The 23,417-nt window shown below is 68.5% G+C and carries 19 protein-coding genes; 13 read left to right on the top strand and 6 right to left on the bottom strand.

The annotated features are described in order from the left end of the window. The first annotated feature begins 75 nt into the window (after positions 1 to 75). Genes ACODR1_RS16780 through mnhG form a run of 6 tightly spaced genes read left to right on the top strand, consistent with a single transcriptional unit; the run spans position 76 to position 6,040 of the window. The gene (locus tag ACODR1_RS16780) at positions 76 to 3,003 is read left to right on the top strand and encodes a monovalent cation/H+ antiporter subunit A (RefSeq protein WP_488881470.1); all 2,928 of its coding nucleotides are present in this window, start codon (positions 76 to 78) and stop codon (positions 3,001 to 3,003) included. Beyond that, entirely contained in the window at positions 3,000 to 3,344 is a 345-nt protein-coding gene (locus ACODR1_RS16785; RefSeq protein WP_488881471.1) for a Na+/H+ antiporter subunit C, read from the top strand. The genes ACODR1_RS16780 and ACODR1_RS16785 overlap by 4 nt, the downstream gene beginning before the upstream one ends. Continuing rightward, positions 3,341 to 4,933 (top strand): monovalent cation/H+ antiporter subunit D, encoded by a 1,593-nt coding sequence (locus ACODR1_RS16790; protein ID WP_488881472.1) that lies wholly within the window; start codon positions 3,341 to 3,343, stop codon positions 4,931 to 4,933. The genes ACODR1_RS16785 and ACODR1_RS16790 overlap by 4 nt, the downstream gene beginning before the upstream one ends. Continuing rightward, positions 4,930 to 5,421, top strand: coding sequence for a Na+/H+ antiporter subunit E (locus ACODR1_RS16795; RefSeq protein ID WP_488881473.1), 492 nt, complete (start codon positions 4,930 to 4,932; stop codon positions 5,419 to 5,421). Before ACODR1_RS16790 ends, ACODR1_RS16795 begins: the two co-directional genes overlap by 4 nt. Beyond that, a complete protein-coding gene (locus ACODR1_RS16800; RefSeq protein WP_101717974.1) occupies positions 5,418 to 5,699 on the top strand; it encodes a K+/H+ antiporter subunit F in 282 nt (93 codons plus the stop codon). The genes ACODR1_RS16795 and ACODR1_RS16800 overlap by 4 nt, the downstream gene beginning before the upstream one ends. Beyond that, positions 5,696 to 6,040 carry a monovalent cation/H(+) antiporter subunit G gene (gene mnhG, locus ACODR1_RS16805; protein WP_488881474.1) on the top strand — a complete coding sequence of 115 codons (345 nt, stop codon included), beginning with the start codon at positions 5,696 to 5,698 and terminating at the stop codon, positions 6,038 to 6,040. Before ACODR1_RS16800 ends, mnhG begins: the two co-directional genes overlap by 4 nt. On the opposite strand, the gene ACODR1_RS16810 is transcribed toward mnhG, so the two are convergent. Beyond that, positions 6,037 to 6,837 (bottom strand): universal stress protein, encoded by an 801-nt coding sequence (locus ACODR1_RS16810; RefSeq protein ID WP_488881475.1) that lies wholly within the window; start codon positions 6,835 to 6,837, stop codon positions 6,037 to 6,039. The two genes, mnhG and ACODR1_RS16810, sit on opposite strands and share 4 nt — an antisense overlap. Positions 6,838 to 7,078: 241 nt before the next feature. Between ACODR1_RS16810 and ACODR1_RS16815 the strand changes: the two genes are divergently transcribed. The 4 genes from ACODR1_RS16815 to ACODR1_RS16830 all read left to right on the top strand — a co-directional run bounded on the left by ACODR1_RS16815 (position 7,079) and on the right by ACODR1_RS16830 (position 13,787). Further along, the gene (locus ACODR1_RS16815) at positions 7,079 to 7,552 is read left to right on the top strand and encodes an RNA polymerase sigma factor (RefSeq protein ID WP_101717971.1); all 474 of its coding nucleotides are present in this window, start codon (positions 7,079 to 7,081) and stop codon (positions 7,550 to 7,552) included. Next, positions 7,546 to 8,493, top strand: a complete 948-nt coding sequence (locus ACODR1_RS16820; RefSeq protein ID WP_488881476.1) for a FecR family protein — start codon at positions 7,546 to 7,548, stop codon at positions 8,491 to 8,493. Before ACODR1_RS16815 ends, ACODR1_RS16820 begins: the two co-directional genes overlap by 7 nt. Before the next feature lie 105 nt (positions 8,494 to 8,598). Next, positions 8,599 to 11,712, top strand: a complete 3,114-nt coding sequence (locus tag ACODR1_RS16825) for a TonB-dependent receptor (protein WP_488881477.1) — start codon at positions 8,599 to 8,601, stop codon at positions 11,710 to 11,712. 53 nt (positions 11,713 to 11,765) lie between these two features. Then, positions 11,766 to 13,787 carry an alpha/beta hydrolase family protein gene (locus ACODR1_RS16830; protein ID WP_488881478.1) on the top strand — a complete coding sequence of 674 codons (2,022 nt, stop codon included), beginning with the start codon at positions 11,766 to 11,768 and terminating at the stop codon, positions 13,785 to 13,787. Between the two features lie 4 nt (positions 13,788 to 13,791). Here ACODR1_RS16830 and ACODR1_RS16835 read toward each other — a convergent pair whose 3' ends face one another. Beyond that, positions 13,792 to 13,974 carry a hypothetical protein gene (locus ACODR1_RS16835; RefSeq protein WP_488881479.1) on the bottom strand — a complete coding sequence of 61 codons (183 nt, stop codon included), beginning with the start codon at positions 13,972 to 13,974 and terminating at the stop codon, positions 13,792 to 13,794. Positions 13,975 to 14,028: 54 nt separating this feature from the next. Then, positions 14,029 to 14,259, bottom strand: coding sequence for a DUF5961 family protein (locus ACODR1_RS16840; RefSeq protein ID WP_101717966.1), 231 nt, complete (start codon positions 14,257 to 14,259; stop codon positions 14,029 to 14,031). Positions 14,260 to 14,587: 328 nt separating this feature from the next. Between ACODR1_RS16840 and ACODR1_RS16845 the strand changes: the two genes are divergently transcribed. Then, a complete protein-coding gene (locus ACODR1_RS16845) occupies positions 14,588 to 15,829 on the top strand; it encodes an MFS transporter (protein WP_488881480.1) in 1,242 nt (413 codons plus the stop codon). Between the two features lie 3 nt (positions 15,830 to 15,832). Here the strand turns inward: ACODR1_RS16845 and ACODR1_RS16850 are convergent, their stop codons facing one another. Next, positions 15,833 to 17,338 (bottom strand): DHA2 family efflux MFS transporter permease subunit, encoded by a 1,506-nt coding sequence (locus ACODR1_RS16850; RefSeq protein ID WP_488881481.1) that lies wholly within the window; start codon positions 17,336 to 17,338, stop codon positions 15,833 to 15,835. A gap of 231 nt (positions 17,339 to 17,569) precedes the next feature. Here ACODR1_RS16850 and ACODR1_RS16855 point away from each other — a divergent pair, with 231 nt between their 5' ends. Then, positions 17,570 to 18,256 carry a DOPA 4,5-dioxygenase family protein gene (locus ACODR1_RS16855; RefSeq protein WP_488881482.1) on the top strand — a complete coding sequence of 229 codons (687 nt, stop codon included), beginning with the start codon at positions 17,570 to 17,572 and terminating at the stop codon, positions 18,254 to 18,256. Between the two features lie 29 nt (positions 18,257 to 18,285). On the opposite strand, the gene rhaT is transcribed toward ACODR1_RS16855, so the two are convergent. Beyond that, complete coding sequence (gene rhaT, locus ACODR1_RS16860) at positions 18,286 to 19,353, bottom strand: L-rhamnose/proton symporter RhaT (protein ID WP_488881483.1); 1,068 nt, start codon at positions 19,351 to 19,353, stop codon at positions 18,286 to 18,288. A 269-nt stretch (positions 19,354 to 19,622) separates the two neighbouring features. Here rhaT and ACODR1_RS16865 point away from each other — a divergent pair, with 269 nt between their 5' ends. Continuing rightward, a complete protein-coding gene (locus ACODR1_RS16865) occupies positions 19,623 to 22,451 on the top strand; it encodes a TonB-dependent receptor (protein ID WP_488881484.1) in 2,829 nt (942 codons plus the stop codon). Positions 22,452 to 22,463: 12 nt separating this feature from the next. Here ACODR1_RS16865 and ACODR1_RS16870 read toward each other — a convergent pair whose 3' ends face one another. Next, on the bottom strand, positions 22,464 to 23,360 hold the full coding sequence (locus ACODR1_RS16870; protein ID WP_488881485.1) for a LysR family transcriptional regulator: 897 nt from the start codon (positions 23,358 to 23,360) through the stop codon (positions 22,464 to 22,466). Positions 23,361 to 23,417: the final 57 nt, after the last annotated feature.

Consider the following 23,417-nt stretch of genomic DNA (forward strand, 5'->3'; position numbering starts at 1 on the left):
TATGGTGGTCATCGAGGCCTGTAAGGCGTCGGACCCCGGCTAGACCCGTTCCGTGGCAGGAGGCCCCCAACCGTTTTGTCTTCCAACCTGCTCCTTCTCGTGATCCTGGCGGCGCCGTTCCTCGGCGCGGCCGTGGCGGCCGGCCTTCCGCGACATGCGCGTACGGCGGCGGCGATTCTCTCGTGGCTGGTGTCGCTGGTCTCCCTGGTGAGCCTGGCCGCGCTCTGGCCGAGGTTCGCGGACGGGGAGGTGCTGCGGCTGGCGATTCCCTGGCTGCCGTCGCTGGGCGTCAGCCTGATCCTGCGGCTGGACGGCCTTTCGTGGATCTTCGCCGCCCTGATCCTGGGGATCGGCGCGCTCGTCGTGCTCTACGCCCGCTACTACATGTCGCCGAAGGACCCGGTGCCGCGGTTCTTCTCGTTTCTGCTGGCCTTCATGGGCGCGATGCAGGGCGTGGTGCTGTCGGGCAACCTGATCCAGCTGGCGGTCTTCTGGGAGCTGACCAGCCTCTTTTCCTTCCTGCTGATCGGCTACTGGCACCAGAACCCCTCGGCCCGCGAAGGCGCGCGCATGGCCCTGACGGTCACGGCGCTGGGCGGGCTGTGCCTGCTGGTCGGCATGATCCTGATCGGGTCGATCGCCGGCAGTTACGACCTCGACGACGTGCTGGCCGCCAAGAGCGTCATTCTCGGCGATCCCCGGTCCGTTGTGGCTCTCGCGCTGGTGCTGATGGGCGCCCTGACCAAGAGCGCCCAGTTCCCGTTCCATTTCTGGCTGCCGCGCGCCATGGCCGCGCCGACGCCGGTGAGCGCCTATCTCCATTCGGCGACGATGGTGAAGGCGGGGATCTTCCTGCTGCTGCGCATGTGGCCGATCTTCGGCCAGACCGAGCTCTGGTACTTCGTGGTGGCCGGGGCGGGGGTGGCCACGCTGCTGATCGGCGCCTGGTGCGCCATCTTCCAGCACGACCTCAAGGGCTTGCTGGCCTATTCGACCATCAGCCACCTGGGCCTGATCGTGCTGCTGCTGGGGCTGGGCTCGCCGCTGGGGGCGATCGCGGCGATCTTCCACACGGTCAACCACGCCACCTTCAAGGCGTCGCTGTTCATGGCCGCCGGCATCATCGACCACGAGGCCGGCACGCGCGACATGCGCAAGCTGAGCGGCCTCTACAGGTTCATGCCGATCACCGGCACGCTGGCCATCGTCGCGGCCGCCGCCATGGCGGGCGTGCCGCTGCTGAACGGCTTCCTCTCCAAGGAGATGTTCCTGGCCGAGGTGGTGGCGGGCAGCGACGGCCACGCCCTGAACAAGGCCCTGCCGGTGCTGGCGACCTTGGCCAGCGCGTTCGGCGTGCTCTATTCGCTGCGCTTCATCCTGGCGACCTTCTTCGGCCCGCCGCCCACGGCCCTGGACAAGGTTCCTCACGAGCCGCCGGCCTGGATGCGCCGCCCGGTCGAGATCCTGGTCGCGCTGTGCCTGCTGGTCGGCGTGCTGCCAGCCCTGACCGTCGGACCGTTCCTGCGCAGCGCCGCCGTCGCCGTGCTGGGCTTCGATGATCTGCCCTATTACAGCCTGGCGCTGTGGCACGGCTTCAACATGCCGCTGCTGCTCAGCGTGCTGGCCCTGGCCGGCGGCGTGTTGGCCTATGCCGTCTTCGGCAAGAAACTGAACAACAATCCGCGCGGCGGACCCTGGGGGCTCAAGCGCCTCAACGGCGGCTATCTCTTCGAGAAGGCCATGACGGGCATCGTCAAGGGCGCGCGCTGGGTCGAGAGCCGCCTTGGAACCGAGCGGATGCAGCCGCAGCTGCGCCTCGTCGTCCTGGCCGCTCTGGCGGCGGGCGCTGCGGCGGCCTTCGCGGGCGGGGTGGCGATCCGGCCTTCGTGGTCCGCGCCCGGCGCGGCCGAGGTCGTGTTCGCGGGCCTCTGGCTGACCGGCGGCGCGTGCGCCATCGCGGCCGCCTGGCAGGCCAAGTATCACCGGCTGGCCGCGGTGGTGCTGATGGGCGGGGCGGGCCTCGTCAGCTGCATCACCTTCGTCTGGCTGTCGGCGCCGGACCTCGCCTTGACCCAGCTGCTGGTCGAGGTGGTCACCACCGTGCTGCTGCTGCTGGGCCTGCGCTGGCTGCCCAAGCGGCGCGAGGACATCCAGGCCTCGCAGGCCGAGCTCACGCGTTCGCGCCGTCGCCGTCGGGTGGACCTGGTGGTCGCCGCCGTCGTCGGCCTGGCCCTGGCCTTCATTTCCTACGCGGTCATGACCCGGCCGATGGTCGAGGGCATATCGCGCTTCTTCGTCGAGCGGGCCTACAGCGAGGGCGGCGGGCGCAACGTCGTCAATGTGATCCTGGTCGACTTCCGCGCCTTCGACACCTTCGGCGAGATCACGGTGCTGGGCATCGTCGGCCTGACCGTCCTGGCGCTGCTGCGCCGCTTCCGCCCGGCCAGCGACAGCCTGCCCGCGCCCAACCAGAAGCAGGCGCGCGAGCGAACCGGCCCGGTCGCCGAAGGCCGCAAGGCGGTCGACGCCCTGCGCGACACCATGCTGATCCCGCGCGTCGTCATGCGCTGGATGTTCCCGTTCGTCATCGTGCTGGCGGTGCACCTCTTCCTGCGCGGCCACGACCTGCCGGGCGGCGGCTTCGCGGCCGGGGTGGCGCTGTCGATCGCAGTGCTGCTGCAATACATGGCCAACGGCGCGCGCTGGGTGGAGGAGCGGCTGCTGCTGCGCCCCATCCTCTGGATCGGCTGGGGCCTGACCATCGCCGCCGGCTGCGGCCTGGTGGCGATCGGCTTCAACCGGCCGTTCCTGACCTCGGCCTTCAAGTATGTCGAGCTGCCGTTGCTGGGCCGGGTGCCCCTGGCCAGCGCCGTGGTGTTCGACCTGGGCGTCGTGCTGCTGGTGGTCGGCGCCACGGTGCTGATGCTGGTGGCCCTGGCCCACCAGTCGCTGCGCCGCGCCAAGGACGACGCCGAAACCGAGCAAGCGGAGGAGGGCGCATGACCGAGTTCGTGCTCGCGGCCGCCATCGGCGTCCTGTCCGCCGCCGGGACCTGGTTGCTGCTGCGGCCCCGCACCTTCCAGGTGATCATGGGGCTGTCGCTGCTGTCCTATGCGGTGAACCTGTTCATCTTCTCGATGGGCCGTCTGCGTTCGGGCATGCCGCCTATCACGGCCAAGGGCGCCGAGCATCCGGAGCTCTATGCCGACCCCACGCCCCAGGCCCTGGTGCTGACGGCGATCGTCATCAGCTTTGCTTTGACGGCCCTGTTCCTGGTGGTGCTGCTGGCCTCGCGCGGCGCGACCGGCAGCGACCACGTCGATGGACGGGAGCCGGCCGAATGAGCCTCTGGGACCATCACCTGATCCTGCTGCCGATCCTGCTGCCGATGGTCATGGCCTCGGCCATGCTGCTGTTCGACGAGCGCCGCCGGCGGCTGAAGAGCGTCATCAGCCTGACCGCCATGGCCGCGATCCTGCTGGTCGCCCTTGCCCTGCTGCACGAGAGCATGACGGGCGCGGCCGACGGCGGCGACACCGCGCGCGTCTATCGCCTGGGCGGCTGGCACGCGCCATTCGGCATCGTGCTGGTGGCCGATCGGCTGTCGGCGATGATGGTGGCCCTGACCAGCGTTCTGGGCGCCGGCGTCCTGGCCTTCGCCCTGGCGCGCTGGGATAGGGCCGGGCCGCGCTTCCACGCCCTGTTCCTGTTCCTGATCATGGGCGTCAACGGCGCTTTCCTGACCGGCGACCTGTTCAACCTGTTCGTCTTCTTCGAGATCATGCTGGCGGCCTCGTACGGCCTTGCCCTGCACGGCTCTGGCGACGCACGGATCCGCGCTGGCCTGACCTACATCGCCATCAACCTGACGGCCTCGCTGCTGTTCCTGGTGGGCGTGTCTCTGCTCTATGGCGTGACCGGCACGCTGAACATGGCCGAGTTCGCCCTGAAGGTGCGGACCATCGCGCCGGACGACCGCGGCCTGCTGCACGTCGGCGCGGCGATCCTGGGCACGGCCTTCCTGATCAAGTGCGCAGCCTGGCCGCTGGGCTTCTGGCTGGCCCCGACCTACACCGCCGCCAGCGCGCCGTCGGCCGCGGCCTTCGCCATCCTGTCGAAGGTCGGCGTCTATGTGGTGCTGCGCCTCAGCCTGCTCGCCTTCGGCGACGACGCCGGGGCCTCGGCCCATTTCGGCCAGTCGTGGCTGCTGGTCATGGGCCTTGCGACCCTGGCCTTCGGAACCCTGGGCCTGATCGCCTCCCGCGACCTGTCGCGCGCCGGCGCCTATGCGGTGATGGTCTCGTCGGGCACCATTCTGGCCGTGGCGGGCGTTGGCGACCAGGCCGTGCTGGGCGGGGCGCTGTTCTACCTGATCGGCTCGACCCTGGCCTGCGGGGCGATGTTCCTGCTGGCCGAGGTGCTGCAGCGGGGCGTCGATTCCGGCGGTCAGCGCGAACGGGCGGTGTTCGACGACGAGTACCGCGACCCGTTCGACGACGACGAGCGCAACGAGCCCGGCCTCGTGATCCCCGCCGCCGTCGCGGCGCTGGGCGGGGCCTTCCTGATCTGCACCCTGATGATCGCCGGCCTGCCGCCGCTGTCGGGCTTCGTCGGCAAGCTGGCCATGCTGGACGCCCTGGCGCGCTCGATCGGACCGGCCAGCATCGCGGTGATCGTCGGCCTGTCGCTGTCCAGCCTGGGAGGGCTGATCGGCCTGACGCGCCTGGGTGTGGGCGCGTTGTGGGCCCGTGACGAGGACGCGCCCGAGCTGGTGGTCGGCGCGGCCGAGCTGGCCGGGATGGGCGGATTGCTGGCGGCCTGCGTGCTGCTGGCGATCTTCGGCGGCGCGGGGCTTGGGTTCGCCGAGCACACCGCCGAGTGGCTGGGCCGTCCCGACGCCTATATCCGCGCCGTGCTGGGGACTACGCCATGATCCGCGCGCTTCTTCCCCATCCCTTGCTGGCGCTTGGCCTGTTCGTGACCTCGTTGCTGATGAGCGGTTCGGTCGAGCCGCCGGCGATCGCGCTGGCGGCGGTGCTGGCGCTGGCCACGCCCCAGGTGATGCGGGCTCTGGACGCCCAGACCATCCGCATCCGCTCGCCCCGGGCCATCATCACCCTGGCCGGCTGCGTCCTGATCGACGTGCTACGCTCCAACTGGGCGGTGTCGGCGATCATCCTGGGCCGGCGGCGGCATGAGCGCCGCTCGGGCTTCATCCACGTGCCGCTCGACCTGAAGGACCGCTACGCCCTGGCGGTGCTGGCCGTGATCCTGACCGCCACGCCCGGCACGCTGTGGGTCGAGTACGACAGCGCCACCGGCCGCCTGCTGCTGCACGTGCTGGACCTGGTCGAGGAGGAAGAGTGGATCCGCCTGATCAAGGACCGCTACGAGCGCCGCCTGATGGAGATCTTCGAATGAGCCAGGCGATCCTGTTCTGGTGCCTGACCCTGGCCCAGGCGCTGCTGGTCGCGGCCATGGCGATGGCCGCCTGGCGCGCCGCCCGCGGCCCCCGGGCCCAAGACCGCGTGCTGGGGCTCGACACCTTCTATCTCAACGGCATGCTTCTGCTGCTGGTGTTCGGGGTGCGCACGGGCGGCGCGATCTATTTCTACGCGGCGCTGATCATCGGCATGCTCGGCTTCGCCGCCACGGTCGCCCTGGCCAAGTTCCTGATGCGCGGCGAGGTGATCGAATGAGCGTCGCCGACCTTCCCGCCTGGGCCTGCGTGACGGTGGGCCTGCTGGCCGTCGCCGGGGCGGCGCTGTCCTTCCTCGGCGCTGTCGGCCTGTGCAGCTTCAGGACCTTCTACGAGCGCGTGCACGCCCCGACCCTGGGCGCGACGCTTGGGATGGCGCTGATCGTCGCCGCCTCGATCCTGTTCTTCACGCTGGTCGAGGGCCGGTTCATGCCGCGGGAGTTGCTGATCGGCGTCTTCCTGACCGTGACCACGCCGGTGACCCTGATCCTGCTGGGACGGGCGGCGCTGTTCCGCGACCGCACCGAGTTCGCGCGCGACGAGGCCTCGGAAGAGGCCTAGCCTTCCTTGACCACCAGGGTGTCCGCCGCGATGCGCTGCAGAAGCGAAGAGGCGACGCTGCCGAGCGTGGCCTGGACCAGGCCGCTGACTCCCCGTGCGCCGATCACCACCAGGTCGGGCCAGACGTTGCCGGCGACCTCGTCCAGGACGGTTCCGGGCTCGCCCGCCGCCAGGTGAGGTTCGACGCGGCCGCGCACCTTTTCGGGCAGATCGGCCAGCAGGGCGTCCAGGTTCTGCTGCGCCTCCGAGCGGGCGATTTCGCGGACGTCGTCCGACTTGATCCGGCTTCCGAACGGCACGTGATAGGCGTGGACCAGATGCAGTCTGGCCTCGGGGAACAGCGCCGCCGCGGTCAGCAGCGCGGCCTTGGCGCCTTTCGAGAAGTCCGACGCCACGAGCAGGCGTTGATAGGGACCGTGAACCCTCTGCTTGACCACCAGGACCGGGCAGGGAGCGTTGCGCACCACGTGGTCCACCGCCGTTCCCAGCAGGTAGTCGCCAAGATCGTTGTAGCGGGCGACGCCGGTGACGACGAGGCCGCTGCCCATCTCGCGCGCGGTGTCGGTGATGGCCTTGGGCGCGGGGCCGTAGGGCAGGCTGACGCCGGCCTTGGCCCCCGGATCGGGCAGGACCCGCCGCACGTCCAGCGCCGTGGTCGGGGCGTCCCGTTCGATGGCGTGCACCACATGGACGTCGGCGTTCCACTCGCGGCCCAACTCCAGCGCCCGGTCGACGGCCCGGTCGCTGCGGGCGCTGAGGTCGGTGGCCACCAGGATCGAACGGACGGGGTGGGTCATCGACGAACTCCTCACTGACTGGGCGCGTCGAGGTTGGCCCTGGCGCGCGAGCGTTGCAATGCAAAAGGCCCCTCATCTGGGGTTGCGGTGGTTCTGCGCCTTGTCTTTGCTCGGCTATTCCGGCGCCTGCATGACGGGCAGTTGACGCGCCGGGCGTCCGCTTGCAGAGCTAGAGTGTTGACGGATCGGCGCGCCGGAACAGAAGAAGCGCGCCACCGAGGGCGGGCAGAGGCGAGCGGTTTTGAAGGACGAGGGGTGGCGCGGGCTCGTGCGCCGGATCACGCGCATCACCCGTGATCCTTCGGGCGCAGAGGATGTCGTGCAGTCGGCGATGGTGCGCATGCTGGAATACCGGCGCGCCAACACGCTCAGCAATCCGGAAGGCTTCGTCGCCCGCGCTGCGGTCAACCTGGCGATCGACGAGCGACGCCAGCGCGCCCGCCGCCCGGAAGAGGCTCTGGATTTCGTCGAGGACGCCCTGGCCGACGCGGGTCCGCTGCAGGACGAAGTCCTGCGCGCGCGGGAGCGCCTGGCGCGGCTCAAGCTTGGGTTGGCGCGCCTCAGTCCTCGGACACGCGAAGTCTTTTTGCTTCACCGGCTGGAAGGGCTGAAGTATCGGGAGATCGCCGAACGGCTGGGCATCACGGTCAGCGCGGTTGAAAAACACGTGGCCAAGGCGGCCCTGTTCCTGACGAAATGGACCGAGACGTGGTGAAGCCGCAGCGCGATCTGGAAGCCGTCCGCCGCGAAGCGGCTGACTGGCTGGCGCGCCTGAGAAGCGACTCACGCACCCATGGCGACGAGGCCGGCTTCAAGGCGTGGCTGGATCGCTCCGAGGACCATCGCACCACCTTCGACGCCCTGACCTCGACCTGGGAACTGGCCGGGGCCCTGCGCCACGATCCGGAGATCGCCGCCGCGACGCCGCGCAGGCCGGCGCGCCTGGCTCGCCGGGCGGTGCTGGCCGGCGCCGGCGTCTCGGCCGTCGGTCTGGGTTGGCTGGCCTTCGCGCCGGAGGTCTACGCCACCAGCGTGGGCGAGACGCGAACCCTGCATCTCGACGACGGCTCTTCGGTGCTGCTCGATGCCGACAGCCGGCTCAGCGTGCGCATCGACGGCCGCCAGCGCCGGGCGGGTCTCGACAAGGGCAGGGCCTTCTTCCGCGCCGCGCGCGACCCGGCGCGTCCGTTCGTGGTGGCCGCCGAGGGACGCGAGATCGTCGGCGAAGGCGGCGACGCCTTCGGGGTCTCGGTGCTGTCGCGGACGGTGTCGGTGGTCGCGGTCGAGGGGCAGGTGCTGGTCATGACGCCGGGCCAGCCGTCGGGGCGCATCACCGCCTCGGCCGGCCAGCGGGTGATCGCGACGGGGCAGGGGCCTGCGCGCCGCGAGACCGCCGACGTGCAGTCGGCCACGGCCTGGCGGTTCGGCCAGGCGGTGTTCGACGACCAGACCCTGGCTGAGGCCCTGGCCGAGATGAACCGCTACAGCCGCCGGCGCATCGAGCTGTCGGATCCGGCCCTCGAGAGCCTGCGGATCAGCGGCGTCTACAAGGCCGGCGACAACGAGGCCTTCGCCCGTTCGGTGGCGACGCTGCTCGATCTCGATGTCCGCGTCAGCGGCGGCGGCCTGCTGATCGAGCCGCGCGGCGGGGCATGAACCGGTCGCCTGGGCCGCTCGAAAAAAGTTGCTGAGGAAAAATCGACCTCCGTCGTCAGGCCTCTTAAGCCCGAAAACGTCGGGCCGAGAGGGGACTAGAATTTCATGACGATGGGGAAAGACGGCCGCCTGCGCCGGATGCTGGCCGGATCGGCCGCGGTGGGCGTTCTGCTGACGGCCGGGGCGGCCTTCGGCCAGGCCGTGACCGTGGACGTGCAGGCGCAGTCGCTGGACAAGGCGCTGCGTGAACTGGGCAAGGAGACGGGGACCAACATCCTGTTCTCGCCCAAGACCGTTTCGGGCCGCCGCTCGGCTGCGGTGGTCGGCAAATACACCCCGCTGGAAGCCGCTCGCCGCATGGCCGGTTCGGCCGGCCTGGAAGTGGTCGAGGACGGCGCCGGCGCCCTGATCGTCCGCGCCCCGGGCGCCGCGCCCGCCGCCACCCTGCAGCCGGCCTCGTTCCAGGCCGTAGATCAAAGCCCTTCTGTCGAAGTTGAAGAAGTTGTGGTGACCGGCTCGCGGCTGCGGCGCACCACTTTCGACAGCCCGTCGCCGGTCGTCGAGATCGAGCGCGAGGACCTGCTGGAAAGCGGCTATGTCGACATCGCCGAAGCCCTGACCGACATGCCCGGCGTCGACATCGGCGTGAACCTGTCGACCAGCCAGTCGGCCGTTCAGGACAACGGCCTGTCCACCGTCAGCCTGCGGGGCCTCGGCCAGAACCGCACCCTGACCCTGATCGACGGCCACCGCACGGTGTCCAACGCCGGCAACATGAACGCGGTGAGCCTCAGCTCCATCCCGCAGTTCTTCGTCGACCGCATTGAGGTCAGCACGGGCGGCGCCTCGGCCGTCTACGGCTCGGACGCCATCTCGGGCGTCGTCAACATCATCACGACCTCCAAGATGGACGGCGTGAAAGCCCGCGTGGTGGCTGGCGCGACCGACGACGGCGGCGGCAGCAGCACCGAATACTCGATCGCGGCCGGCAAGCGCTTCCTGAACGACAAGCTGTTCGTCATGGCCGGCGGCACCTTCGAGAAGCAGGACGCCCTGAAGGCGACCGACCGCAAGTGGGCGCTCCAGTCGGTGGTCTATGATCCCGACACCAACACGGTCGGCGGCCCCGACCTGTCGACCTACACGCCGGGCGGCCGTTTCCGCACCAACGCCTTCTACTATGACGAAGGCGGCCTGAAGCAGAACTTCGTCACCGCGGTGAACGGCTACGAGACCCGCACCAACGGCACCCTGATCACCCCGGCCAAGCGTTCGTCCGGCGCGCTCAAGATCGCCTATGACGTCACGCCCGACCTGAAGATCTGGGCCCAGTTCCAGGCCTCGCGCGTGACCACCAACTCGGTGCGCGAGCCCTACGGTCTCTACAATTCGACGAGCTACGGCGTGAACGACGAGTTCACGATCGGCAACATCTCGCGGACCAACCCGTTCGTGCCCGCCGCGATCTATTCGGCGGCGACCACCACGATCAACTTCCGTCGTCGGATGACCGAGGTCGGCGAGCTGGAGATCTACAACCGCCGCACCACCCTTCGCGGCTGGGCCGGCGCCGAGGGCAAGGCGTTCGGCGACTGGGACTGGGGCCTGACCTACGGCTACGGCGAGTACGACGGCTATCAGGTCCGCCGCAACGGCCTGAACATGGCCAACGTCAAGAACGCCCTGAACGCCGAGCGCACGTCGGCCGGCGTGGTCCAGTGCCGGGACGCCGCGGCCCGCGCCGACGGCTGCGTGCCCCTGAACCTGTTCGGCGTCGGCTCGATCACGCCGGAAATGGCCGACTACATCCGGGCCAACGTCTGGTACCGGCCGCAGAACCGTCAGGACACCGTCGAGGGCCACATGACCGGCGAGCTGTTCCAGCTGCCGGCCGGTCCGATCCAGACGGCGTTCGGTTTCGAGCTGCGCCGCGACAAGACCCGCACGACCACCGACGAGCTGACCCAGAACGGCCTGACCAACTTCGCCTATATTCCCGAATACAGCGGGGTGGTGAAGACCAAGGAAGCCTTCATCGAGGCCTCCGCGCCGCTGCTGAAGGATCTGCCGTTCGCCTATCGCCTGGAAATCGACGGCGCCGTGCGCGTCGCCGACTACAACCTGCAGAACGTCGGCACGACGCTCAGCTATCGCGCCGGCCTGCAATGGGCGCCGGTCAAGAGCCTGCGCTTCCGCACGGCCTGGAGCCGGGCCCAGCGCGCGCCCGACACCACCGAGCTATACTCGCCGCCGCGTGACGACTTCGACTCGATCGTCGACATTTGCTCGGGCGTCACGGCCAACTCGTCGGGCACGATCGCGCAGAACTGCCGCGCCAACCCGGGAATCGCCGCGGCGATCGCGGCCAATGGTTCGTTCGTCTCGGACGTGACCAGCGTCAACGCGCCCAACGGCGGCAATGTCGACCTGAAGGAAGAAACCGCCGACACCCTGACGGTCGGCTTCGTGCTGCAGCCGACGTTCCTGCGCGGCTTCAACCTCAGCCTCGACTACTACGACATCAAGATCTCGGACGCGATCTCGTCGCTGTCGAACGCCCAACTGATGGCCGAGTGCTACGGCTCGACCGGCGGTACGGACAACCGGTTCTGCAACGTCATCACCCGTGACGCCGAGGGCCAGATCACCCGTATCCTGAACCTCGAGGAGAACCTTGACGACCTGCGCGCCAGCGGCGTCGACGTGGCCGTGCGCTACCGCTTCGACCTCGACCGCTGGAACGTGCCGGGCGACTTCACCTTCCGGGCCAATTACGGCCGTCGCCTGAAGCTGGAGACCCGCTACCAGGGCATCGACGGCACGATCCTCAACGACGACCTGGGCGAGGTCGGCTCGTCCAAGCACGAGGGCAGGGCCAGCATCGCCTGGCGCAACAGCCACTGGAACCTGCAGTGGTCGGCCACCTACATCGGCAAGGCCGTGGACGACAACGACCTGGCCGCCGCCTACGCCGAAGCCGGCCGGGGCACGCCGCTGTTCTCCAACGTCGCCGCCTTCTGGCGTCACGACCTGTCGGTGCGGTTCTCGCCCGATCCGAAGAACAAGGACCTGCGCGTGTTCGGCACCGTGCGGAACGTGTTCGACAACGAAGGTCCGTTCCTGCCCAGCGGCACGGAGTCGGGCAACGACTACAACTACAGCGCCGTCTACGGCGTCACCGGCCGGACCTTCACCCTGGGCCTGCAGCTGGCGTTCTGACGCCTCTCGCCGGCGCCTTCGGGCGCCGGCGACCTCTTTCTCCGGAGCTTCCCATGACCCTTTCCCGCCTGGCGGCCCTCGCCGCCGGAGGCCTGCTCGCGCTTTCCGCGCCGTCGGCCTGGTCCGCCCCCCGCGTCATGACGGCCGTGGACCTGGTCGGGCTGGAGAAGCTTTCCGATCCGAAGGTCTCGCCTGACGGCCAGTTCGTTCTCTATTCGGTCGGCCGCGTCGACTGGAAGGCCAACGCTGTTCAGGACGACCTCTGGCGCATCGGCCTAGACGGCTCGGACCCCCGCCGCATGGTCGAGGGGCCTGCTTCGGGCGCGGCCTGGGCGCCGGATGGCAAGCGCTTCGCCTTCGTGGCCAAGCGTGACGGCGACACCACGCGCCAGATCTACATCTCGCCCATCGACGGCGGCGAGCCCAGGCGTCTGGGCAAGGTCCGCACCAGCCCGTCCTCTCTGCGCTGGTCGCCGGACGGCTCGGCGATCTACTTCCTGGCCGCCGCGCCCGACGGCAAGCCCCTGGCCAAGCGCAAGCGCGAAAAGGACGACATGCTGTCGTTCGAGACCCCGCAGGGGCGCGGGCGGCTTTGGCGGATTACGCTCGCCGACGGCAAGGCCGAGCCGGTGATCGAAGGCGAGTTCGAGGTCGAGGCCTTCGACCTGTCGGCCGACGGCAAGGCCATCCTCTACCGCCGCGCGCCGTCCGACCTGCTGGACGACAATCCGAAATCCGAGCTGTGGCTCAAGGAAGGGAAGGGCGCCGATCGCCGCCTGACCGACAACGACTTCCAGGAAAGCACGCCGCGCCTGTCGCCCGACGGCCGCTCGCTGCTGTTCCTGGCCACGGCTGAGAACGGCCGCTACGGCACGGTCAATCCGAACCTCTTCATCCTGCCGGCCGCCGGCGGCGCGCCGCGCGAACTGGCGCACGGTCTGCCCTACGAGATCGAGGACGCGGTCTGGTCGGCCGACGGCCGCGAGATCTACATCACCGCCACCACCGGCGTTCGCCGCGAACTGTTCGCGGTCGACGTGAAGAGCGAGGCCGTGCGGCCGCTGGCGCGGGGCGACCACGCCGCCGGCGACGTCACCCTGACCCGCGACGGCAAGACGGTGGTCTACTTCAAGGCCTCGGCCACCTCTCCGGGCGAGATCTTCCGCATCGATCCAGCCAAGCCGGCGCCGGTGCAGGTGACTCACCTGAACGACGACATCGCGACCCGCTTCCGCCTGCCGCGCCAGGAGGCGATCCAGTGGACCGCGCCCGACGGCCAGGCCCTGGAAGGCCTCGTGACCTATCCGCTCGACTACCAGCCGGGGCGCCGCTACCCGCTGATCGTGCAGAGCCACGGCGGGCCGCGCTCGTCGGATGTTTTCAACATCTTCGCCTATGGCCGCTTCAACCCGCTGCTGGCGGCCAAGGGTGTGATGACGCTCAGCGTCAACTACCGCGGCGGCACCGGCTACGGCGACGAGTTCCTGCAAGGCATGAACGCCGGCTACTTCCGACACGCCGACAAGGACGTGCTGTCGGGCGTCGACAACCTGGTCGCCAAGGGCCTGGTCGATCCCGATCGTCTGGGCGTCATGGGCTGGAGCGCCGGCGGCCACATGACCAACCGCCTGATTACCGTCACCGACCGCTTCAAGGCTGCGTCCTCGGGCGCAGGCGCGGTCGACTGGCCGTCGATGTACCTGACGTCCGACACCCGCTGGCAGCGCAGCGAGTGGTTCGTGACCCCGCCCTACGGCTCGGCCGCTCGCCGCGATCTCTATGTCGACAATTCCCCGCTCAGCCAGCTCGACAAGGTCAGGACCCCGACCCTGATCCTGGCCGGCGCCGAGGACGAACGCGTGCCCTGGACCCAGTCGGTGATGCTGCACCGGGCGCTGAAGGCGCTGGGCGTCGAGACCGAGCTCTATCTGGCCCCGCGCGAGCCGCATAACTTCCGCGAGCTGCGCCACCGGCTGTTCCAGGTGAACGTCCAGATGGACTGGTTCAGCAAGCGCGTGCTCGGCCAGGGCTACGACTGGAGCCCAGCGCCCGACGCCAAGGACGAGACCGACTGACCGGCTACTGTCGCAGCGGCGTGTCGTAGGGGCGCGGGTCGCCGGGATCGATCGGCGGCGGCTCGGGCGGATCTTCGAAGGGCACGACCGGATCGTCGATCTCGGGCGGTGGGCCGTCCGGCGGAATTTCCAGCGGCGGACGGCCGGGCGTTGGATCAGGGTTCGGCGGTGCGATCGGGTCGGTCATGTGCATATCCATGATCGACCAACGCACGGGCCCATGGCGCGGCTCCTGCGAAATCTACTGGCAGGCCGAGGTCTCGCCGCTTTCGAAGTCGACGCGGAAGCAGTGCTCGACGCCGGTCTCGACGTCGCGGACCACGACGGACGCCTGGCCATAGGAGTCCACCTCGGGATGCCAGGCCTCCATGAAGGCCACGGCGGCCTCCTCGAAGGTTTCGGCGTCGACGCCGTGGGCGTGGTCGCAGCCGTCGTGCAGGGCGTGGACGCGGAAGGTGCGGGTCTCGAACATGGCGTTTCCTCCGAACATCCAACGCATGGCGAGCGCAGGGGATTCAAACCCCGTCGCGGTTCGCCGTCCAGAGGGCGACGTCGAATTCCACGCCCAGGCCAAGCGAGTAAGGTTCAATAGTCTTATCGGGGGCGCTCAAGTCGATAGTAAGGCATTGGAATGGCGGCATGTTTTGCTCTGGGCCCGAGTCGCCGACGTCGCCTGAGAAGTTCTGCGCTCCCGCCCTGAATTTCTGGCCGGCCAGGGAGCGGTAAAGGTCAGGTCGCAGCCTTACCTATCCGACCAGTCCAGGCCGGGTCGCCCCCCGCCTGCCGCGGTGGAGGGTAGCATGCAGAGTTCAGTATTGGCCGAGCACGTCGACGACGTGGATCTGGCGACGGAGGCCGAGCCGCCCGCCCTCTGGCCAGGGGTGATCGCCCTGACCATGGGCGTCTTCGCCCTGGTGACGTCGGAGTTCCTGCCCGCCAGCGTGCTGACGCCCCTGGCCGCCGACCTCGGGGTCAGCGTCGGGGCGGCGGGACAGGCGGTGACGGCCACGGCCGTGGTCGGCGCGTTCGCCGCGCCGCTGACGCCGGTGCTGACCGGCCGGTTCGATCGCCGTCTTGTTATGCTGGGCCTGATGCTCGTTCTGGCGGTCTCCAACCTGCTGACCATCTTCGCCACCAACCTGCCGGTGCTGCTGGTCGCCCGGGTGCTGCTGGGCGCGGCCCTGGGCGGCTTCTGGTCGATGGCCGCGGCCCTGGGCATGCGGCTCGTGCCCAAGGCGGCGATTCCCAAGGCGATGTCGCTGATCTTCGCCGGCGTGTCGTTGGCCACCGTCTCGGCCGCGCCGGTCGGAGCCTTCGTCAGCGACACCCTGGGCTGGCGAGCGGCCTTCGTCATCGCGGGGATCGTGGGTCTGGCCGCCCTGGCCGCGCAAGCCTTCACCCTGCCGCGCCTGGCCCCGACCTCGGTTCCGCGCCTGGGCGGCCTGGTCGAGGTCGTGCGACGTCCGGCGGTGGCGACCGCCCTGGTCGGCGTGCTGCTGGTGATCTCGGGACACTTCGCCGGCTTCACCTATGTCCGCCCCGTGCTGGAGGATGTGGCCGGCCTCGACGTCGCGGCGATCTCGCTCAGCCTGCTGGCCTTCGGCGTCGCCGGCTTCTTCGGCAACCTGGCCGGTGGGGCGCTGGTCGGCCGCGACCCGCGCCTGTCGATCCTGGGCGGGGCGGGCCTGATCGCGCTCGCCGCCACGGCGATTGTCGCCTTGGGAAGCGTCGGCTGGATCGCGGCCTTGGCGCTGACGCTCTGGGGCTTCGCCTTCGCCATGCTGCCCGTCGGCTTCCAGGCCTGGGCGACCTCGGCGGCGACCGACCAGGCCGAGTTGGCCGGCGGCCTCCTGACCTCGACCTTCCAGGTGGCCATCGCGCTGGGCGCGGTGCTGGGCGGCCTGCTGGTCGATCGCCTGGGTCCGCTCAGCGCCCCGGCCTACGCCGTCGCCGCCGCAGCAGCCGGGGTGATCCTGGTGCTGGCGGTGCGTCGTGGCGGCGCCCGGCAAGCGCAGGAAGAGGCCTGCCGGGCCTGCGGCTAGTCCTTAGTCCCGGCGCCGGCCGCTGAGGTCGGCGCCGGCGTCTGCCGCGAACCGCCGGTTCCAGATCATCGCCGAGGCCGAGATCGCCGTGACGATCAGGAAGGCCAGGGTGAAGTCGGCCAGTCTCGGACCCGAATGACCGCCCGCCAGCATGCCCACGTGCAGCGCCAGGGCCCCGGCGCAGACCCCCAGCGACAGCATCAGCTGCTGGAAGGTCGCGTAGAAGCTGGTCGCCGCGCTCATCCGCTCGGGCGGGATCTCGTCATAGGCGATGGTATTGTAGGCGGTGAACTGGAACGACATGCAGAAGCCGCTGACCATCAGGGTCAGAAAGATCAGCCAGATCGGCCAGCCGGGCCGGAACAGACCGCAGACGGCGTAACCGGCGCTGGCGGCCAGGCCGCCGACGATCATGCTGTTGCGAAAGCCGAACCGGCGCAGGATGCGCGGCGCCAGGCTCTTCATCGCCAGAGAACCGATGGCGCCGGCGATGGTGATCGTGCCGCTGGCCGCCGCTGTCATGCCAAACCCCAGCTGGAGCATCAACGGCAGCAGGAAGGGCTGGGCGCCTTGGGTGATGCGGGTCAGCGAGCCGCCGATCACCGACAATCTGAAGGACGGCACGGCCATCAGCGACAGGTCCAGGATCGGGTCGGACCGTCGCTTCGCATGGCGCAGGTAGAGACCGCCGGCGACCAGGCCCACGGCGATCAGCGCCAGGGCCATTGGCAGTTCGCCGTCGCGGCTGGTCATCTCGAAGCCGAACAGCAGGCAGCCCAGCGACAGCCCCGACAGCAGGAAGCCGACCGGATCGGCCCGCACGGGCGTCTCGCCGCGCACCTCGTCGATGAACAGGGTGACCAGCACGATCCCCAGCACGCCGATCGGGATGTTCAGATAGAAGATCCAGCGCCAGTCCAGGTAGGTGACGATGAAGCCGCCGATCGGTGGTCCCAGGATCGGGCCGATCAGCGCCGGGATGATCAGCCACGACATCGCCGAGACCATGTCCTGCTTGGCCACCGAGCGCAGCAGCACCAGGCGTCCGATCGGGATCATCATCGCCCCGCCTACGCCTTGCAGGAAGCGGGCGAAGATCAGGAAGGGCAGGCTGGTCGCCTGGCCGCATAGCACCGAGCCGCCGACGAAGACGGCGATGGCCAGGCGGAACACGGTCTTGGAGCCGAAGCGATCGGCCAGGCGTCCGCTGGCGGGGATGAAGATCGCCAGGGCCAGCAGATAGGCCGTAAGGGCCGAGCTGAGGCTGGTGGCGGGCACGCCGAAATCGCGGGCCATGGTCGGCAGGGCCGTGGCCAGCACCGTGGCGTCCATCTGCTCCATGAACAGCGCGCAGGCGATGATGACGGCGACCAGGCGATAGGGCGGTCGCTTGGCGATATCGACCTCGGGCGCGGCCGGAGCGCGGGTGACGCCGTCGGCGGCGGGCAGGATGCCGTCGCGGACCTCGGAGTTTATCGAGGCCAGGCCGCGCCGCCTCAGCCTCGTCACGCGCCCGGCTCCCGAAGTGAAGTCGTGGGCGTCGCGGCGGGAAGGGGGAAGCTTACGGGCACGGGCGGTCCTGAAAGGTCGAACGGGCGGGCGCAAACTCGTGCGTAACGGCAAGCCGGGTCAAGCAACCGTCAGCTTTTCTGAATTCCTATTGAATTGATCTGAATTGTGACTGCGGCCGTCGGGAGGCCTGATGGGCGCAAGCCAAGCTTCGTCCGTGTGAGTTTCCTGATGACCGATCCGACCCCCAACGCCCGCGTCGCGACGAACGACGAGCCCGAGATCCAGCGCCGAAACCTGCTGCTCGCGGGTGGCGTCGCGGCGGCCGCCGCAGGGGTCGTCGCGCCAGGCCTGGCCAAGGCGCAGGAGGGCTCGCCCGTTCCGCCGCCCGCGCGCCAGCCGCGCGCGCCGGCCGGCGGCAAGAGCCTGTGGGGCTACGACACCTGGAAGCAGGCCACGCCCCAGCCGGTCTCGATCCGGCCCGGCGAGGCGCCGCTGCCGCAGCAGCCGCGCGCCTATACCGACATCAAGAGCTATCACGCCCACGTCTATTTCGACGAAGACACCTCGCAGAAGGCGGCCCTGCTGCGCCGCTGGGTGTCGGAACGCTTCGTCGTCGAGCTGGGCGACTGGAACCAGGTCCCGCGTGGGCCGCATGTGACGCCGTCGTTCTATTTCGGCTTCACCAACGACCTGCTGCACGTGATCCTGCCGTGGCTGCAACTCAACAGCCTTGGCCTGACGATCCTCTTGCATCCGAATACGGAGGATCCCCGCTCGGACCACCTCTACTACACCGCCTGGATCAACCGCTCGCAGCCGGTGAACGGCTACGGCATGAAGAAGCCGGGCGAGGGCGAACCGCCGGTCGAACTGATCTATCCCAACACCAAGCCGTTCGTGCCGATCGAGACGTGAGGGCCGATCGAGCCGTGAGGGAAGGGGGCTTACGCCCCCAGCATGTTGCCGTAGCCGATGACCACGGTGGCGCCGACCAGCAGGGCCACGCCGGCCCAGACCATGTTGCGCACGGCGGGGCGGGCGTCCTTCCACTCCTTGAAGGCAAAGCCCCAGAGCGTGCCGAAGATGATGATGCTGGCCATGTGCAGGGTCCAGCTGGAGAAGCCGAACTTGCCCATCTGGCTCTCGCCCATGGTGTAGAAGAAGAACTGGAAGTACCAGGCCACGCCGGCCAGGGCGCTGAGCAGATAGTTGGCCAGCAGCGGCGGCTTGTCGGCGGATTCCTTGCCGCTGGAGGCGCGGCCGATCCACTGGCCGGCGCTGCGGTTCTTGGCGATCAGGAAGGCGCACCAGACGCCGTTGGTGATCAGGCCGCCGAACATCACCAGGCACAGCACCGGCAGGCCGGTCCACAGCGGGCCGGTGCCGGCGGCGGCGGAGATGTCCTTGATCGGCTCGCCGGCGGCCAGGCCGAAAGCGAAGCAAGCGCTCATGACCCCTGAGAAGATCGCTACGGCCAGGCCCTTCTTGAAGTCGAACTCGGCGACGGCCGCGCGCTTTTCCTCGGGCGACAGGTCGCCGTCCTTCTTGGCGCCGGCCCAGGCCACGACGACGATGCCGGCCACGGTCATCAAGAGGCCCAGCAGGATGATCCGGCCGGAGGTCGAACTCAGCAGGGCGTCGGCGAAGGTTCCGCGCACCAGGGGCGGGATCAGGGTGCCGAACACGGTGCACAGGCCCAGCACCACGGCCATGCCCAGCGACAGGCCGAGGTAGCGCATGGTCAGGCCGTAGGTCAGGCCGCCGAAGCCCCACAGCACGCCGAAGAGGATGCAGAGGCCGGCGATGTGCGGGGGAACCTGGCCCATCACGCCCAGCAGGTCGCGGGTCTGTAGCGAGGCGAAGAACCACGGCGCGAACAGCCAGGAGAACACGCCCCCGGTCAGCCAGTAGATCTCCCACGACCAGCGGCGCACGCCGCGGAAGGGCACATAGAAGCTGGCCGAGGCCAGGCCGCCCAGCCAATGGAAGGCAACGCCCATAAGCGGATTCATTGGCGTCAACTCCCACATATCAGAACGATTTTCTAATTATTGGGATCATCGCGATGGGGCGCGGCTTTGTCAACGAACCGGGCCGAGCGTCGCCGCAAGGACACGGTGGCGGGCATTTCTTTCCTGAAACACTGTGCAGCGCTCGACATGCGCACGAATTCCCGGTTATCGTCCCGACTATAGGGAATTAATCCCATAATATGAAATTTGTCGACCTTGGCGTCATCCGATGGCCCTGAGCAACGACAAGTCGCAACTGGAGAGGAAACATGAAGACCACCATCAGCGCGCACCTGCGCTCCAGCGCCTCGCGCCTCGCCGTCGCGGCCGTCCTGCTTTCGGCCCCCGCCATCGCTCACGCCCAGGCCGCGCCGGCCGCCGGCCAGACCGTCGAGCCCGACGCCGTCGAGGAAGTCGTCGTCACCGGCATCCGCGCCTCGCTGCGCAGCGCCATGGACGTCAAGCGCAACTCGCTGCAGGTGGTCGACAGCATTTCGGCCGAGGACATCGGCGACTTCCCCGACAAGAACCTCTCCGAGGCCCTGCAGCGGGTGACGGGCGTGCAGATCAGCCGCCAGGACGGCGAAGGTCGCGGCGTCAGCATCCGCGGCGCCGATCCCAGCCTGAACCGCGTCGAGATCAACGGCACGTCGGCCTTGTCGCTGACCGTCGGCGGTGGCGACCGCGCGGTCGATTTCCGGGACATTCCCGTCGAGTTCGTCTCGCGCCTGGACGTGGTCAAGTCGCCCACCGCCGACATGGCCGAAGGCGGCATCGGCGGCACCGTGCGGGTCATCACCCGACGTCCGTTCGACAGCAAGGAGCCCTTCGTCGCCGGCTCGATCCAGGGCGTCTATTCGAACCTGGCCAAGGAATACGATCCCAAGTTCGCCCTGATCGGCAGCCGCACGTTCTTCAACGACACCCTGGGCGTCCTGCTTTCGGGCACCTGGGAGAAGCGGCACCTGAACAGCAACAACGCCCGCACCACGGGCTGGACGACCCGGGCGGGCACGCGGCCCGCCGGAGGCGTCACCGGACGTCCCACGGATATCAACGCCGACGGCACGCCGGACTTCATTCCCGAGATTCCGCGCCTGATCATCGACCGCCGCGAGACCGAGCGAAAAGCGCTGAGCACCGTCGTCGAGTGGCGTCCGACCGACAACTTCAAGGCCTACTTCGACGCCACCTATGCCACCGCCAAGGAGCGGGTGAACAGTTCGTTCCTGCAGCTGACCGGCACCAGCGGCGAGATCGACTACAGCAAGTCCACGGTGGGCGGCGACAATACGGTTGATCACCTTGAACTGGTCAGCACGTCAGCCTTCCCGATCGACCTGGTCTATCGCAACATCCTGGGCGACCTGGAGCGGACGCAATACACCACGGCCGTCGGCGGCGAGTGGAAGCTCGACAAGTGGGTGTTCGACGCCCGCTTCGACTATTCGAACGCCGAGGTGCAGAACAACGAGATCAACTCGACGGCGACGGCGTTCGGCATTCCGCGCGCGGTCATCGACTACAAGGGCGGCAAGGGATCGCCGAACTTCTCGTTCCCCGGCCTCGACGTCACGACCGGGCAAGGCGTGCAACGGCTCGACGCGCTGTTCAACCCGCGCAACAACAGCGCTGACGAGACCGCCCAGCAATTCAACATCACTTACAAGCCGGACGTCTCCTGGCTGACCTCGATCAAGGCCGGCGTCCAGGCGAGGCAGTTCGAGACCAACCAGATCCTCTATCAGCGCACTTCGCGTCTGAGCTGCCGTACGGGCGATATTCGTTCGCCGACCGACCGTAATCCCAGCGCCATCGTATCGGTCCAGGCGCCGTGCTCCACGATCGAGCAGATCGTCAACATCAACTCGACGGAACAGCGGATACCGTTCTTCCAGACCGGCGACCTTGGCTATTCAGGCGGCGTGCGCCGATGGAACGACAACACCATGGCCACCTACGCGGCCACGTTGGCGAGCAGCGGCCTGGTGAACGACGTCTACGCAGTCAATCCCAACCCCAACACCGCCGAGACCTTTGGCGGCCAGGGCAGCTTCCAAAACTTCCTCGACACCTGGTCGGTCGAGGAAAAGACGAAGAGCGCCTACGTTCAGGCCAATTTCGACTTCCACGAACTGCCTGTGCCGATCAGCGGCACGCTGGGCGTGCGGGTCGTCGACACCGAGACGCTCTCCACCGGCTACAACCAGATCCGAAGCAACGGCCCGTCCGGGCTGGAGGTCAACTACGTCAAGGGCGAGGCCGAGGGCGGCTACACCAAGACCTTGCCTTCGTTGAACGTCCGGGCCGAGTTCATTCCCGGCAAGCTGATCGGCCGCTTCTCGGCCAGCAAGGTCATGGCCCGCGCCGCGCCGGCCCAACTGGCTCTGCGCCGCTCGATCGACCGCAACAGCTTCACCGGCTCGCGCGGCAACCCGAACCTTCAGCCGTTCGAGGCCACCGCTTACGACGCCGGCCTGGAATGGTACTTCAGCCGCGACAGCTTCATTTCGGCGACCTATTTCCGCAAGGAGATCTCGTCGTTCATCACGAATGTGGCGGTTGACGAGTTCGAGGAAGGCGAGCCCAGGCCCTTCCGCGTCACCACGCCGATCAACGGCGACGATCAGGTGACGATCGACGGTCTCGAAATCGGCGGCCAGTATGCTTTCGATTTCCTGCCGGAACCCTTCCAGGGCTTCGGCGTCCTGGCCAACTTCACCTATCAGAAGGACAAGGGCTTCAAGCAGCCCAACCTGATCACTGGCGAGGCGCTGACTTTCCCGGGCCTGTCGCGCAAGAGCTACAACGTCTCGTTCTACTACGAGAACGAAAAGGTCAGCGCACGGGCGTCCTACAACTGGCGCGGCGACTGGCTGATCACCCCGGTCGGCCGCGGCAACTGGCCCGAGTTCAACAAGGCGTTCGGCACCCTCGACGCTTCGGCCAGCTACAACGTCAACGACAACATCACCCTGTTTGTCGAAGGCGTGAACCTGACCGACGAAGTGCGCCGGGAATACAACGCCGATGCGCGTTACATCGGCAACGAGACCTTCGGCTCGCGCTACTACTTCGGCGTCCGCGCGAAGTTCTAAGGCAAAGCATCGTCAGCCCGGCTCGGTCAGCTTCAGGAAGTTGGCCAGGGTCGGGCTGATCTCGCCCTTGCGCCAGGCCAGGCCCGTTTCCAGCTCGGGAGCGGTTCCGGCCAGCGGCACATAGGTGACGCCCGTGCGCGCCAGGTTGCGCAGCGAGGCGGGAACGAGCGCGACGCCCAGGCCGCTCGACACCAGGCTGATGATCGTCTGCATCTGGATGGCCTCTTGCGCGATGTGGGCGTCGCCGCCCAGCGCGCGGTAGTGGCCGGTCACCAGGTCGTGGAAGTTCGGCGCCACATGCTTGGGAAACAGGATCAGCGGCGAGGCCAGAAGCTCGTCGGCCGACAGCACCGCGTCGCTGGCGATGCGTCCCTCGTCGATCCAGGCGCTGGGCACGGCCGCCACCAGCGGCTCGCGCAGCAGTCGCCGATAGGCGAGGGCGGCGGGCAGGGGCTGGTCGGTCGGCGGGATGATGATGCCCGCGTGTCGCTCGCCCTCGACCAGGGCCGGCAGCTGCACGTCGCTGGTGGCCTCGAACAGCCGGATCTCCACCTCGGGATAGGCCTGGGAGTAGCGCCGCACCAACGAGGGCAGCACGCTGTAGTCGGCGGTGCTGACGAACGACAGCGCCAGATAGCCGCTCTGGCCGTCGCGCATCCGCCGCGCCGCGGCGGGCAGGGCGTCCAGCGCCGCCAGCGCCTCCTGCACCTGCGGCAGCCACTGCTCGCCCAGCGCCGTCAGCCGCACGTTGCGCTTGGTGCGCACGAAGAGCGCCGCGCCCAGTTCCTTCTCCAGGGCCATGATCGACTGGCTGAGCGGCGGCTGGGTCATGCGCAGCCGTTCGGCGGCCCGGCCGAAGTGCAGGGTCTCGGCCACGGCGGCGAAATGACGGAACTGCCGAACGTCCATGTGATATCTCGTGCGACCTAATAATCGCCTTTTAATATATTTTCCTCGCGCGGTCAG

It is taken from the genome of Caulobacter sp. FG7 (assembly GCF_057808875.1).

What these genes read in the sequence shown, in the direction of transcription:
- ACODR1_RS16785 (WP_488881471.1), top strand. Translation starts at nt 3,000, where the DNA reads ATGACCGAGTTCGTGCTCGCGGCCGCCATCGGCGTCCTGTCCGCCGCC.
- ACODR1_RS16790 (WP_488881472.1), top strand. Translation starts at nt 3,341, where the DNA reads ATGAGCCTCTGGGACCATCACCTGATCCTGCTGCCGATCCTGCTGCCG.
- ACODR1_RS16795 (WP_488881473.1), top strand. Translation starts at nt 4,930, where the DNA reads ATGATCCGCGCGCTTCTTCCCCATCCCTTGCTGGCGCTTGGCCTGTTC.
- ACODR1_RS16800 (WP_101717974.1), top strand. Translation starts at nt 5,418, where the DNA reads ATGAGCCAGGCGATCCTGTTCTGGTGCCTGACCCTGGCCCAGGCGCTG.
- mnhG (WP_488881474.1), top strand. Translation starts at nt 5,696, where the DNA reads ATGAGCGTCGCCGACCTTCCCGCCTGGGCCTGCGTGACGGTGGGCCTG.
- ACODR1_RS16810 (WP_488881475.1), bottom strand. Translation starts at nt 6,837, where the DNA reads ATGACCCACCCCGTCCGTTCGATCCTGGTGGCCACCGACCTCAGCGCC.
- ACODR1_RS16825 (WP_488881477.1), top strand. Translation starts at nt 8,599, where the DNA reads ATGACGATGGGGAAAGACGGCCGCCTGCGCCGGATGCTGGCCGGATCG.
- ACODR1_RS16830 (WP_488881478.1), top strand. Translation starts at nt 11,766, where the DNA reads ATGACCCTTTCCCGCCTGGCGGCCCTCGCCGCCGGAGGCCTGCTCGCG.
- ACODR1_RS16835 (WP_488881479.1), bottom strand. Translation starts at nt 13,974, where the DNA reads ATGACCGACCCGATCGCACCGCCGAACCCTGATCCAACGCCCGGCCGT.
- ACODR1_RS16840 (WP_101717966.1), bottom strand. Translation starts at nt 14,259, where the DNA reads ATGTTCGAGACCCGCACCTTCCGCGTCCACGCCCTGCACGACGGCTGC.
- ACODR1_RS16845 (WP_488881480.1), top strand. Translation starts at nt 14,588, where the DNA reads ATGCAGAGTTCAGTATTGGCCGAGCACGTCGACGACGTGGATCTGGCG.
- ACODR1_RS16855 (WP_488881482.1), top strand. Translation starts at nt 17,570, where the DNA reads ATGACCGATCCGACCCCCAACGCCCGCGTCGCGACGAACGACGAGCCC.
- rhaT (WP_488881483.1), bottom strand. Translation starts at nt 19,353, where the DNA reads ATGAATCCGCTTATGGGCGTTGCCTTCCATTGGCTGGGCGGCCTGGCC.
- ACODR1_RS16865 (WP_488881484.1), top strand. Translation starts at nt 19,623, where the DNA reads ATGAAGACCACCATCAGCGCGCACCTGCGCTCCAGCGCCTCGCGCCTC.
- ACODR1_RS16870 (WP_488881485.1), bottom strand. Translation starts at nt 23,360, where the DNA reads ATGGACGTTCGGCAGTTCCGTCATTTCGCCGCCGTGGCCGAGACCCTG.